The organism is Prevotella sp. CAG:255 (assembly GCF_000431195.1).
GTDB classification, from domain to species: Bacteria; Bacteroidota; Bacteroidia; order Bacteroidales; family Bacteroidaceae; genus Prevotella; species Prevotella rara.
The window spans coordinates 48,676-63,142 of record NZ_HF986775.1 but is presented as its reverse complement, the minus strand read 5'-3'; the positions used below and the strand labels follow the sequence as shown (position 1 = coordinate 63,142).

The window sequence follows — 14,467 nt, the reverse complement described above, 5'->3', positions numbered from 1 at the left end:
CCGCAAACGGTCATTCGCCCTGCCCTTCTGCCGCTTTGCGTCTCTTTGCCAGTTCAGCCTGCATCTTCTCGTTGAAACGCTTTGTTATGGGATAAAACACTACCGACGCCAAAGCTATGCCGAACACCACTGCCGGCACTATGCTCGACACGAGGCGTATGCCCTCAACAGCCCCGCTGCTCTGCATGGCTGTGCCGCCCGACACGTAGCCGAATGCCGACAGCAGTATGCCCGACAAGGCTCCGCCAAAGCCAAGCCCCATCTTCAGTGCAAACATTATGCCCGAGAAACAGAAGCCCGTTGCGCGTCGGCGGTTGAGATATTCCATATAGTCGGCCACATCTGCCACCATTGCCCACATAAGAGGTATCGTCGGGGCATAGGCCAGACTCTTCAATACACACAGCAGATAAACAAGCACAACATCATCTGGCGAAGGCAGATAGAACAGAGCCTGAAACAATACGGTGAGCGACAGGCACACTATATATACGGTCTTCTTGCCCAACTTGCCGGCAAGCCATCCCGAAAGGAACACCACACCGACTAACTGCATTATGGCGTTGAGTATGTTGAACAGCGAGAAGCCTGCCGAATAAGCCTCACGCTCGGTGCCGGCAAGTCCGAAGTTATGCAGAAACTCATAGAGCGAACGCTGGTCGAGATAGCTCTGAAAATAAAAGTTCATCGACGAGCCGAACATCGCCAGTGAGGTATATACGGCAAGACACAGCACAAACATTACGCGCCACGACACGTTGCCGAAGGTTTCCTTTACGTCTTCCTTAACGCTTGCCTTCTGTTGCGGCGGCTGGGCTATGCGCTCTTTGGTGGTGAAGAATGTTATGAGCAGACAGATAAAGGCGATGAAGGCAAACAGCAGAATGGTGCGGCTCCATCCACGACTCGCATCCGACCCGCCAAGGCGGTCAATCAGCGGCAGCGTAAAGCCCTGCACGGCAAACTGGGCTATGGTGCTTGCCACAAACCTCACAGTGTTGATGCTTGTGCGCTCCTTTATGTTGGCCGTCATCACTCCGCCGAGCGAGGCGTAAGGCGTGTTGTTGAACGAATACATCATCAGCAGAAGCACATACGACACGGCGGCATAAACGGCCAGCAGCGTCTTGTCCTGTATGTCGGGCCTGTGGAAGGCAAGGATGTAGAACAGGCAGAACGGCAGGGCCGATGCCAGTATCCACGGACGATATTTGCCCCAGCGCGTGCTGGTGCGGTCGGTAAGTATGCCCACTATCGGGTCGGCAAATGCACTCACCATAGGCGCCACAAGCAGCACTGAGCCGGCAATGGCTCCGTTGAGTCCGAACACGTCGGTGTAGAACTTCAGCTGATATATCATTATCATCTGAAACACCAGATTGGCAGCCAGGTCGCCCAATGAATAGCCGACCTTCTCGCCGAAAGAAATCTTACCGTTATATGAATTATCTGCTGACATCGTTCTTATCTAGCTTTTCGTTTACATGGCGTATACCTCTGCCAGGCTCACGCCCATTGCTCCGGCTCATAACCATGAGGCAGGCACACCGCCCCTCTCAGGGGCATGTTATTAGCAGGAACAAAAGTAATAAAAATTCCTGACAGGAATAACAAAACAACGAAATAATACAATAAATTATATTACCGTCAGCAATTCAAATTCCGTCCGTATATCTTTATCCTCTTCATTCGTCCATTTTCAGTGCCACGTTCAATATTCTGTCGTAACCATTCATATAGTCTGTGGCATAAACGGGATTTGTGATGTCGGGCTTAATGTCTTTTGCGTGATGCAGTTCCCCGTCCATGCAGCGCATGAGCATCCCTGTCATTGAGAAAGGAAACAGGGGATATCAAATAGCCAAACAGAAATATAATGTTTCTGCCCAAAAACTTTTTATTAAATTCTTCTGAATCTATTAATTAAGGCAACCAATATCAGCAGGCAGAATATGGCGATAATGATGAATCTGGTCTGATTCATTATGTCGGCATAGAAACTGCTGCCGGGGCTTATATAATCTATGACGCATGATGCAGAATTGTTTACCAGGTGCATGCCGAAGCACACCATAACGTTGCGAGTTTTATAATAAACCCAGCCTAAAAGTATTCCGCTTATGAACGTGCCGATAATCAGGCTCGGATAGAAATGCAGTATTGCGAACATAAAGGCGGAAATCAGAATACCTATCCACGGATTTGTCTTCCATTGGAGCAGTTTTTCCTCTATACCTCCGCGAAACACTATCTCTTCTGCCAGCGGAGCCAGTATGCTGATGCCTATTATACTTGCAAAAGAGAGCTGTCCGTCAGCTGCAACGGCTTCGCTATAGTCGTTAAGGTTTAGGGCCGAAACAAAAAGGTTGAGCGGCAATATTGAAACCAACATCATCAGCATTGCCATCAGATAGACTGATGCCGGAGAGTTATCTGAGCCATGCTGACCGAAAGACGGCAGCTTCACATATTTTCTCTTTATAAAGAGTGCGGCGATAAACAGATTGCTCAGAATCAGCGTGGCGCTGTCCATACTGCCCAACTGCATGACATCCTCTATCGGCATGTTGTTGTTGAGTACGTAATTCTCAAAAATCCAGCCGGCTACATAAACAATGGCCGGTACAAGTATCAATACGCCAAGAATGTATAACGAGTAATATGTTATGGCGACAAATGGTTTTGGCATTGTTTCCATCATAATTTATAAGTTTTTATAAGTTCTCCATATTTTATTTAAGGCATCGGCCTGAGTATGTTACGATTGTTGCCATCCGACATCATGTCTGCAAATATATAAAATTATTCGTATTACCGCCCGTTAATCTGAAAAAATATATAGGTCATAGAGAAAAACAATACCTTTTCCGACAGCAGATTAATTCTTATTTCTTTGCGTTTATCTTTTTATTTCATAATTTATATGTATCTTTGCCGCCGGATATGACACAACGCTCACGAACGCTGACAAGAGCATGCGCTGCCATGCTGCTTACCGTGTTTATGGCTTATTATGCCATAATCTCGGTGTATGCCCACGTGCATGTGGTCAACGGCGTGATGGTGGTTCACTCACATCCCTTTAAAGACAAGCACAGCCACCCTACGGGGCAGACGCTCGTGCTGCATCACCTCACACATTTTAATTCGCTCGAAGCCGGACCTGCCGCCGGGATTGAGGCGCCCGACGTGAAGTTTATTCACACATGCTACAGCAAATATACAGTGGCACACGCCACGCCCGACTACAATTCGGGCATATATCTGCGCGCGCCTCCCGTTTCTTCATTTTCATAAATCATTTTATCCCGAAATCGGCCGTTGGCATTCGGTTGGATTTTTGTTTTGCATTGGGCTGACTGACGTATGACTTTTTGCCGGCATGGTGAGCTATGCCTGCGAAAAAGCAGACGGCATGACGGCAACAAGAAAGCGAAAATACGGCCGGTAAGGTTATATCCTATGGCATTAATAACCTCCAAACGGCCCGATGACCGATCAGGGTTTATCTCAACATTATTATTTATGCTGTGACGACGCAGGCATGCCGTGCCGTCATGGCCGGATATTACGTATTTTTTAAGAAATAAATGAAGAAACAAATACTATTATTTCTGGCGGGCCTGCTGTGCTCGCTGGCAGGGATGGCCCATCCCGTTGAACCAAGTACGGTGAAAGAGGGCAACATCATAACAGGACACGTCATTGAGAAAGGAACAGAAGAAAACCTGGCCTACGCCACGGTGCTGATTGTGGAAAACGGCATGGGCACCATTACGGGCGACGACGGCCACTTCCGCCTGAAGGATGTGCCGGCAGGCAAATACACGCTGAAAGTGCAGCTCATGGGCTATGCCTCGCAGACCAAGACCGTTGTGGTGAGCAACGAATATACCGTTGACCTGCACTTCGTGATGGAGAAAGAGGACATCATGATGGACGAGGTGGTGGTGTCGGCCAACAGAAACGAGACCAACAGAAGGGTGGCTCCGGTGGTGGTGAACGTGATGAACAGCAAGCTGTTTGAGACGGTCAACTCTACCGACCTTGCCAAGTCACTCAGCTACCAGTCGGGACTGCGCGTGGAGAACAACTGCCAGAACTGCGGTTTTCCGCAGGTAAGGATCAACGGTCTTGAGGGTCCTTACTCGCAGCTGCTCATCAACAGTCGCCCCGTGATGAGTGCGCTGTCGGGCGTGTATGGTCTCGAACAGATACCCGTAAGCATGATCGAGCGCGTAGAGGTGGTGCGCGGCGGAGGCTCGGCGCTGTTTGGCGCCAACGCCGTGGGCGGCACCATCAACATAATAACCAAGGACCCTATAGACAACTCGTTCCAGGTAAACTCTACGATGTCGAACCTCGGCGGCAAGACATGGGAGCAGTATTTCGGCGCCAACGCCTCGCTCGTGTCAAAGGACCGCACATACGGCGTGGCCTTCTACCAGGCTTACAGGAACCGCAACCCTTATGATGCCGACGGCGACGGCTTCTCCGAGCTGGGCAAGCTCAACATGAACACCTTCGGACTGAGGGGATATTACCGCCCCACGCAGTTCAGCCGCCTCAGCGTTGAATACCACACCACCAACGAATTCCGCCGCGGAGGCAACAAGTTTGACCTGCAGCCGCACGAAACCGACATAACCGAGCAGACACGCCACGTGATAAACAGCGGCGGACTGACCTACGACATATTCATGAACGAATACAAGCACAAGCTGTCGCTGTACGGCTCGGTGCAGCATACCGACCGCAACAGCTACTACGGCGCGGGCATGGACGCCAACGCATACGGCACCACCGACGACCTTACGGCCGTGGGCGGAGCCATGTACTCGGGCAACTTCGACCGCCTGCTGTTCTCGCCTGCCACGCTGACGGGTGGCTTTGAATATCAGTTTAACGGACTTCACGACGTGATGACTGGCTACGGCCGCGACCTGAAACAGTATGTGAGGATTGCCGGGGCGTACCTGCAGAACGAATGGAAGATGAGATATCTGACGCTGCTTGCCGGATTCAGGCTCGACAAGCACAACCTCGTGGACAACGTGATATTCAGTCCGCGCGTCAACCTGCTGTGGAAACCCACCGACAGGCTGCAGGGCCGACTGACATGGTCTACCGGATTCAGGGCGCCGCAGGCTTACGACGAAGACCTGCACGTGGCTGCCGTGGGCGGCGAGGCAATGATGATAAAGCTGGCAGACGGACTGAAGCCCGAACGCTCAAACAGCTTCAGCGGCTCGGTCGACTGGGCTTTCAATCTGGGACACTTCAGCTCTAACCTGCTCATAGAGGGCTTCTACACCATGCTCAACGACGTGTTCTATCTCGAAGAGACAGGATTCGACGAGACCACGGGCACCAAGATACAGGAGCGCCGCAACGGCCACGGGGCAAGAGTCTACGGAGCCAACATCGACTATAAGATAGCTCACGGCAAGGAGGCGCAGCTGCAGCTGGGCTTCACCGTACAGCAGAGCCGCTACACCGAGGCGCTGGCATGGAGCAGCGACCCCGACGTGGCGCCCACAAAGCGCATGACGCGCACGCCCGACTGCTACGGCTACTTCACCTTCACGTCGGCTCCGCTCAAAAACTTCGACTTCTCTGTGTCGGGTGTCTACACGGGCAGCATGCTCGTGCCCCACTTCGCGGGATACATAGAGAAAGACAGAATGGAGAAGACGCCCGACTTCATGGACCTGAACCTGAAGCTCAACTACACCTTCGTGCTGAACGACCATCTGAAACTGCAGTTCAACGGCGGCGTTAACAACATATTCAACGCCTTTCAGAAGGACCTTGACAAGGGTGCCGACCGCGACTCGAAATATTTCTATGGCCCCACTCAGCCGCGCACGCTGTTCATAGGTGTCAAGATATTCAACTGACACTAACGGCCATAATTATCGGCCGCAACCATGCCCTGCCCCGCTACACACAGCATCTGCCGCAACAGCCATGCAGCAATGGTGCATGTGTAGAGGGGCATTTCGTCTGCACAAGCCAGACTGGTGACAACGAAACGGAGCAGAAACGCCAGCTCCACAGAAGAAAAGTCTTTACATTTTTCATGTACAGAGTTTTCTTTAAAATAGAAAACAGACTTATAACGGATGTTAAAGAAACTGCCAATCAAGCTTTCAGGATTTAACTTTGATTTACAATTAACACCGTCTGACACCCCCAGACCAATGGTTTTTATGCCCTTAATCAGGCTTTTTAGAGACACAAGTCTATGACTTACGAGGCAAAAACCTATTGTTTTTCACCCGTAAGTGGCCGAGTTATATTTTTTAACATTCACGCTCTGACATCTCTATCGGCATAAATCACGCTATATCAACAACTTAACAAAATCATGAAATTTCAGCGTTTTTCCGTCCGAAAGCCGTGTCTGCGCTGACGAAGGCCATTCTGAGAGCGTCAAAATCAAAAAGTTTTCTGTCTGCCAAGTTCTCAACAGGCAATAAAATAGAGGCGAGTAAATCCCGCTAAAATTCATCTCTATTTACTATTTGAAACTAGATTTAAAAAGTAGATATTTAGGCTTAATTTGTTCTCTTGAGAGGCCGAATTTATTCTAACCATTTCATTTCTAAAACACAAGGGAAAAAGTAATAGAAATTGCTGATGCCAATCTAATGTTTTACATAAGTTGTTATAGAATGTCGATTAAGATGGCAGAATATAGAACTGATGTATTATTTATCAAATATTTATCAGATTTTTTGGAAAAAATTGTGAGAATAAGGAAAATATAGTATTTTTGCATCAACATACTTACCCCGCTTCCCACTAGAACAGCGCGCTCAGGGTAAGTTTTTTTATTATATTAGATATGTCGAAGCAAATATATAACCAACCACAGATTTCGGTAAGTGAGCAGATTCAGCTATTAAAATCAGAAGGTCTGTCTTTCAAAGACGAAAAGCGTGCATTTCATTTGTTGCAGAATATCAGTATGTTTAGGATGAAAAGCTATCTCAAACCATTCAGACAGCACGAAAGTCATCAGTTTAAAATCGGCTCTACTTTTGAGGAAGCATACAATATTTACAAGTTCGATTCTGAACTTAGGAAGATGGTTTGCTCGGAACTGGAGAAGATAGAGGTGTCTGTTCGGACGCAGTTGTCATTGATTATGAGTGATGCAGCCGGTATATATTGGTTTGAGGATTCTGCGAATTTCCGTAATGCGAACCGTCATTCTTCTTTACTGAAAAGTTTGGATGAAGAACTTCACCGCAGTGATGATGATGCCATTGTTGCCTTTCAACAGAACTATTCTAACAAATTTCCTCCGAGTTGGATGACCTTTGAAGTCAGCTCATTTGGTACACTCTCCATGATGTACAGATGGCTCAATGCCGGTCTGTCGAGACGTCAGGTGGCAAAGTTCTATGGCCTGTCAGATACTGTAATGGAATCATGGCTGCACTCCATCGTCTATGTTCGCAATATCTGTGCACATCATAGCCGTTTATGGAATCGCAGACTTAGCATCAATGCCATAGTGCCAAGACGCACCAATCTAACTTTTATTCCAATCCCGAGTGATACCAAGAAAGTATATTACGTGCTTTCAATCATACTGTACTTCTTACAAACAGTAAATCCCAATACTACTTTTCCTGCCCGTTTTAAGGCATTGCTTAATAAATATCCTTCTATTGATGTATCTGCAATGGGCTTTCCAACTAATTGGGAATTAAATTCCTTATGGACTGATATAACAACATGTAGGATATAACTCATCAAAAGAGCTTCTGTGAGAAGAAACTCAAAGATTCCATACGGATACTACGCTGAATGCAACTGACGCTGAATGCCAACATGCCATGGGCATGACCGCAGCCATAAGCCGGAATGACATGAGGCAGACGGAGCCGTGGAGCCGCTGCAGAACCGGCAAACAGAACCGGCACGACAAGACTGAAAAACAATAGCCACAGGATCTACGCTGCTCACCAATAATCTGACACACAGACATTTTCATCACTTAATTCTTGCACAGATGTTTTTTTGTTATTATCTTTGCAAGACAAGTTTATACGAGCTATATACGGCAGTCTGACGCCATTGAACACGGATGCCTGCATCACGGCGCCGGCTGGCTATCACCTTACATTTTGTTAATCTCTAAACAACTTACAGAATCAAAAAAATTAACACCATATAAAGATGAAATCCCTGTTGCGCCTTATATTGCTGATAACGTTATTACCCGCTGTCGCCGCGGCCCAGCCCGACATGATAGTGGAGCACTACACCAAGGAGAGCGGACTGCCAAGCAACACGGTGTACTGCGCGCAGAAAGACGGCGACGGCTTTGTGTGGTTCGGCACATGGCACGGCCTGTGCTCGTTCGACGGCACTACGTTCACGCCCTTCATAACACGCACCAACCACAGGTCGGACATGCCGCCGCGCAAGGTGCGCAACATCATAGGCGACAAGAACGGATATCTGTGGATACGCAACACGGACAACCATCTGTATATGTTCAACAAGTATGACGAAACCTACCACGACATATACAACGAGCTGAAAAAGCAGTCGCGCAACGTGCAGGTGATAAAGATACAGGCCATGGACAACGGCCACATAATGCTGCTGACGCGCAACAAGGACGTGTTTGAGGCATACGTCAACGAGGAGAAGAAGATTGAGGTGAGAAAGATATTCGACTCGCGGCGCCACATCGACCCTGCCACAATGAAACTGAAGACCAACATCCTGGGCGAAAACAGCCGCTATGTCTACTGGATAAGCAGGAGTCTGGTGCTCAACATCGTTACGAAGAAAAACAGCGCCCCGCTGCTGGGCAGGATAAAGGACAGAGACATAACGTGCTTCAAGAAAAAGAAGCAGTATCTGTGCATCGGAACAGCACACGGCATCCTGTATATCATCAACACCGCCAACGGTCACACCGACCAATATGCCTTCAGGGGGATGCAGTCGGCCGTGTCGAGCATAAACATCATCGACGGCAAGGTATACTTCACCACGAAAGACGGGCTCTACTCCTTTGCCAGAGGCTCGGCACCGAGGCTCATAACATCGCAGGCATCGGGCATCACGCAGTCGTTCACCGACAAATATAACAAGCTGTGGCTGTGCTCCGGCAGGGGCCTGCTTATATGCCACGCCCCCAAGACAGCCACGTCGCAGACGTTCACCATGCCCACAGACAGCCTGTTTGCCGAGATGAAGTTCAGAGACACTGGCGCCAACGGCCTGTTCATACTGATGCGCAACGGCGAGGTGTGGCGCTACAACCATCAGACAAGGATGGTGCAGAACATCAACCGGCAGAAAGACTTCAGCAACTACACGTCGGAGCCTCACTTCTTTGACATCGACATCGACGCAAACGGCATCCTGTGGCTGTCGTCCACCAGCAGCGGTGTCTACAAGGTGTGCTTCCCGCGATACAACTTCAGGTTTATGTTCCCGCAGATGCTCATAACCGACAACGACAGCGACAACAACGGCATACGTGCCGTATATCAGGCACGCAACGGCGACCTCTGGATAGGCACGCGCAAGGGCGAGCTGTTCTGCATGGACCTGAAGACCAGGAACATAAAGCGAAAGTTCAGCAGCAACGAGATAGGCCCAGTCTACCACATAATGGAAGACAAGAAGGGCAACTACTGGTTCTCGACCAAGGGCGCCGGACTGATAAAGGCCACGCCCGACGCCATGGCGCCGCAGGGACTGCGCATAACACGGTATACCAACAAGCGGGGCGACCGCAACTCGCTGAGCAGCAACCGCGTGTATTACACCTATCAGGACAGCCGCGGGCGCATATGGGTGTGCACCTTCTACGGCGGACTGAACCTCATAGAGGAACGCGGCGGCAGAATAATATTCAGAAACAAGCGCAACGGGTTCAGGCAGTATCCGCGCTACGAGCTATACACCGACGTGCGCTCCATAACAGAAGACCGCAACGGACGCATGTGGGTGGGCACAACAGACGGACTGATGTCGTTCGACGGAAAGTTCAGCAAGCCGTCTGACATAAAGTTTGAGACCTACCGCGAAAGCCACAAGTCGGGAATAACCGACAACGACATCTTCACGATGTATAAAGACCACAAGGGATATATCTGGATGGGCATATTCGGCAGCGGCCTCAACAAGATAGAATATTACGACGAGAAGAACCGCCAGCCCGTGCTGAAGACATACATGATAAACGAGAAGCAGGGCGGCGACGTCATATCGTCTATCGTCGAGGACAAGAGCCACTGCCTGTGGATATGCACCGAGAACGGACTGGCAAGCATGAAGCAGGGCTCGTCTTACCTGAAGAGCTACGACAGGTTTGCGGGCTTCCCCGAGGTGAACATCGAGGACAACACGTCGATATGCCTGCACAACGGCACCATACTGATAGGCAGCCGCCAGGGCCTGCTGTCGTTCGACCCTGAGGCAGTAAGAAACGACAACGACGCCCGATACCCCACCTTCATAACCAACTTCAAGGTGGTCAACCGCGAGCTGTGGGACTTCAATCCGCCGATATTCGAAGGCTCGCTGAAGTATGCCGACAAGATTGTGCTCGACCACGACCAGTCGACATTCACCATTGAGTTCTCGGCCCCCTACTACGCCGACAACAGCCTTATACCCTACACCTACATACTCGACGGATACGAAGACGAATGGCACAACAGCGGCACCAACCGCATAGCCTCGTATGCCAACGTGCCGCCGGGCCACTATAAGTTCAGAGTTAAGGTCAACGACAACAACTCGCCCGAACGCGTCATCGAGATAATCATCAGTCCGCCGTGGTGGGCCACATGGTGGGCTTACACCATATACACCCTGCTGGCGCTGCTGGCTCTCTACGGTGCGCTGCGCCTCGTGATGTACATGATAAAGATGCGCAACGAGGTGTATATCAACGACCGCCTGGCCGAACTGAAGATACGCTTCTTCACCAACGTCAGCCATGAGCTGCGCACGCCGCTGTCGCTCATAAAGGGCCCGATAGAGGAACTGAAGAACACCGAGAAGCTGAGCCCTACGGGCAAGGAGTATATAAGCCTCATCGACCGCAACGCGCGCAAGATGCTGCAGCTGGTAAACCAGATACTCGACTTCCGCAAGATTCAGAACGGCAAGATGAAGATGCACGTGTCGTATGTCGACCTCAACAGCATGATAGAGCAGCTCATGCAGGAGTTCAGGATGCATGCCGAAGAGCGCGACATAGCCTTCGTGTTCGACAAGGCTGAAGAACACGTTACGGCATGGTGCGACGCCGAAAAGATAGCCATAGTGCTCAACAACCTGCTGAGCAACGCCTTCAAGTACACCGGCGAGGGAGGCAAGATATGCATAGCGCTCGAACACGACTACGACAGGCACATGTGTACGATAAGGGTTGAAGACGACGGAGTGGGCATACCAAAGTCGCAGCTTGAGGTGATATTCGAGCGCTTCTCGCAGGCAAGCAACAAGACGTCTGACGACAACGCCTACGCCGGCACGGGCATCGGCCTTTCGCTGTCGAGAGAGTATGTCAATATGCACCACGGACGCATATGGGCCGAAAACATCGACGGCGGCAAGGGTGTGGTGTTCTCTGTTGAACTGCCTACTGGCCGCGAACACTTCGACGAGAAGGACATCGAGGTCTACTTCGACGACAACACGGCTGGCAGCAAGACAGCTGACGAGGCCGAAGCAGAACAGGACACGCAGGAGCAGAAAGCGGAAGAGCCGCAGGACGACCTGCCTACGATAATGCTCATAGAAGACAACATCGACATGTGCCGCATGCTGCAGCTGCAGCTGCGAAGCAACAAATACAACGTATTTACGGCGCACGACGGCGAAGAAGGACTGAAGAAGATTTATCAGCACCACCCCGACATAATAATAACCGACCTCATGATGCCTGGCATGGACGGCATGGAGCTGCTGCGCAACGTAAGACAAGACTTCAACATCAGCCACATACCCGTCATCGTGCTCACGGCAAAGAACACCGAGGAAGACAAGCTGACATCCATAAAGAGCGGAGCCAACGCCTTTATAACAAAGCCCTTCAGCAGCAGTCACCTCATGGCCAGAATAAACCAGCTGCTCGAGGAGCAGCGCATCTTCCAGCGCAAGATGGTGGTGCAGACCACCGTGGAGAGCACGGCCGAGGCAGCCAACGACTCTTACGAACAGCACCTCGTGAAGAAGGACATCGAGTTTGTACACAAGATTCATGAGATTATTGAGGAGAACCTCAACTCTAACGACTTCAACATCGACACCATAGCCGGCACGATAGGTCTTAGCCGCTCTGCCTTCTTCAAGAAGTTGAAGAGTCTGACGGGCTTTGCCCCGGTAGACCTCGTAAAGGAGATAAGGCTGACCAAGGCTGCACGCCTCATAGAGACAACCGACGACAGCATAACAGAGATAGCCTACTCTGTGGGCTTCCGCGACGCAGGCTACTTCGGCAAGTGCTTCCGCAAGAAATATGACATGACGCCAAAGGAATACAGAGCCGAAAAGCGTCAGGCGCAGCAGCAATAGCATAGCCGGGACTACGGCACGAAATAAAGCTATGGCACGAAATAAGACTTAAAAGCAAGCTAAGGAATTGCACTAAACAGCACTCTGCATCAGCCTGCCTTCCGTCCCATTCGTTTATATTAACCAGAATGGACGGAAGGCACGTTGATTATATATAAACAGACAGCACGACAAAACTAACTTTCTTTCCAATATTGCAATAACATCGCTACGACAGCAAATCCTCTATGATAAAAGTACATTTTTTTGCTTTAAAAGAATAAAATTACAGTTTTTTTTCATATATTTGGAGTGCCGTACAACGGAACGGACAACGATGACGATGTGGACGGCGAAGGATTCTGCTGTGACGACGGCACGATGGAAGCTGCCATGGCTCAGGCCAACGCACCGGAGGACAACTTCCAGGAAGGCGACGCCTACGAGAACCTGCAGTTCTACTACCATGCAGACCATCTGGGCAGCAGCAGCTACATCACCAATCTGGACGGTGAAGTGGTACAGCACATAGAGTACGTGCCGTTCGGCGAAGTGTTCATTGAAGAGCGGAACAACATTTGGAATACGCCTTACCTCTTCAACGCGAAAGAATTCGATGAGGAGACTGGATTGTATTACTATGGTGCAAGATACTATGATCCGAGGTTGAGCGTATGGATGAGTACGGATGCCAAGCAAGAGAAATATATAAATATCAGCACTTATTGTTATTGTATAAACAATCCGATAATATTAATTGACTATGATGGAAAAGATATATATCCAATTCTTTTTCAAAATATGGATAGGCAAGGATATGCAATTGGAATTCCTTATCTAAGTAATAGAAAATATATTTCAGCAATGTGTATGTTTGGTCAAACAAGTTATGGACGGCAGTTTATCGGAGCTTTTTTGGAAAAAAACTATACTCAATATGGTGTAAAAGGTAATGGAAAATATTCAAAATATAGATTTAGAATAGAAGAATATGATATGTATACATATCAAGACCAGAATTATTTCATGTCCGATGTAGAAGGGACTTTTTCTGCATCGGAAATTGACGGAAAACTTAATATAGTACTAAAATTGAGTATTAAAGGGAAATCCGTTGATGAATTGGTAGAAACGATTAGTCATGAATTAGCCTTGCACGGGAGTGATATAGATAAAATAATCAATGCTTATGAGACTGGCGGAATAAACGCTGTAAAAAAGGAATTATCCAAAGATCCACATGGAAATATAGATCATGAAGCTTTAGCAAAACAAAACAAACAACATAAAGGTGTTTCGAATTACAATCAAGTAAGAAGAGAATTAATAAAGAAATATCCTTCTACAAAGAAAATTTTTAATAGTGAACAAAAGAAATATGAAAAGGAATTTGGTAATTAGTAAATTTGTTTTATTGATGATAGTAGCATCACTTCTGATGCCACTATCATCATGCAATAAAAAGAGAATACGTTTATCTTCTGATGAACCATTATCTTATTTTATAACATATTTAAAAGATGAAATAATAATAAATTCATCAGAACCACATCAGTTGAGTAGTCATTTTTTTTATAAAGACGGCGAATACTTTTCATCAAGAGACTCTATGTTATATTTCTCAACAATTAGAGATACTGTATTAAATAATAATAATGGCGGAACTTCTCTTAGAGTAGTAATAAAGAAAGAAAAAGAAGGGCTATTTAAGACTTCCAGTTATATAGTGCATAATACAGTTACAGACGACGGCCCCATATTTTTATATGTTACATATTATTATGATTCTAAATATCGCATATCCAAAGTAATAAAAGATACAATGTTAGAATATAAATAAGGACATTCTATTGATTAAAGCAGATAAAAAGAGCTTGATAAAGAAATTATTCCTACAAAAGTTTTTATAGTAAACAAGAAA

The 14,467-nt window shown here is 48.2% G+C and carries 9 protein-coding genes and 1 pseudogene; 6 read left to right on the top strand and 4 right to left on the bottom strand.

The window, feature by feature from the left end:
* Positions 1 to 10: 10 nt before the first annotated feature.
* From QVO66_RS02400 to QVO66_RS02390, 3 genes are all read right to left on the bottom strand, one after another.
* Complete coding sequence (locus tag QVO66_RS02400; RefSeq protein ID WP_021853794.1) at positions 11 to 1,459, bottom strand: MFS transporter; 1,449 nt, start codon at positions 1,457 to 1,459, stop codon at positions 11 to 13.
* Positions 1,460 to 1,685: 226 nt separating this feature from the next.
* Positions 1,686 to 1,832, bottom strand: coding sequence for a hypothetical protein (locus QVO66_RS02395; protein ID WP_288172463.1), 147 nt, complete (start codon positions 1,830 to 1,832; stop codon positions 1,686 to 1,688).
* Between the two features lie 68 nt (positions 1,833 to 1,900).
* Positions 1,901 to 2,701, bottom strand: a complete 801-nt coding sequence (locus tag QVO66_RS02390) for a CPBP family intramembrane glutamic endopeptidase (protein WP_021853793.1) — start codon at positions 2,699 to 2,701, stop codon at positions 1,901 to 1,903.
* Positions 2,702 to 2,943: 242 nt separating this feature from the next.
* Between QVO66_RS02390 and QVO66_RS02385 the strand changes: the two genes are divergently transcribed.
* Positions 2,944 to 3,297 (top strand): hypothetical protein, encoded by a 354-nt coding sequence (locus QVO66_RS02385; RefSeq protein WP_021853792.1) that lies wholly within the window; start codon positions 2,944 to 2,946, stop codon positions 3,295 to 3,297.
* A gap of 347 nt (positions 3,298 to 3,644) precedes the next feature.
* Complete coding sequence (locus tag QVO66_RS02380) at positions 3,645 to 5,900, top strand: TonB-dependent receptor (protein ID WP_441295426.1); 2,256 nt, start codon at positions 3,645 to 3,647, stop codon at positions 5,898 to 5,900.
* Positions 5,901 to 5,902: 2 nt separating this feature from the next.
* On the opposite strand, the gene QVO66_RS02375 is transcribed toward QVO66_RS02380, so the two are convergent.
* Positions 5,903 to 6,241, bottom strand: a complete 339-nt coding sequence (locus QVO66_RS02375) for a hypothetical protein (RefSeq protein ID WP_021853790.1) — start codon at positions 6,239 to 6,241, stop codon at positions 5,903 to 5,905.
* A 609-nt stretch (positions 6,242 to 6,850) separates the two neighbouring features.
* Between QVO66_RS02375 and QVO66_RS02370 the strand changes: the two genes are divergently transcribed.
* The 4 genes and pseudogenes from QVO66_RS02370 (at position 6,851) to QVO66_RS02355 (ending at position 14,386) form a co-directional block, all read left to right on the top strand.
* Positions 6,851 to 7,762 (top strand): Abi family protein, encoded by a 912-nt coding sequence (locus tag QVO66_RS02370; protein ID WP_021853789.1) that lies wholly within the window; start codon positions 6,851 to 6,853, stop codon positions 7,760 to 7,762.
* 431 nt (positions 7,763 to 8,193) lie between these two features.
* The gene (locus tag QVO66_RS02365; protein ID WP_021853788.1) at positions 8,194 to 12,567 is read left to right on the top strand and encodes a two-component regulator propeller domain-containing protein; all 4,374 of its coding nucleotides are present in this window, start codon (positions 8,194 to 8,196) and stop codon (positions 12,565 to 12,567) included.
* Between the two features lie 276 nt (positions 12,568 to 12,843).
* Positions 12,844 to 13,329 (top strand): annotated as a pseudogene (locus QVO66_RS02360) (RHS repeat domain-containing protein); the annotation flags it as partial.
* 595 nt (positions 13,330 to 13,924) lie between these two features.
* Complete coding sequence (locus QVO66_RS02355) at positions 13,925 to 14,386, top strand: hypothetical protein (protein ID WP_288172461.1); 462 nt, start codon at positions 13,925 to 13,927, stop codon at positions 14,384 to 14,386.
* The last annotated feature ends 81 nt before the right edge of the window (positions 14,387 to 14,467 follow it).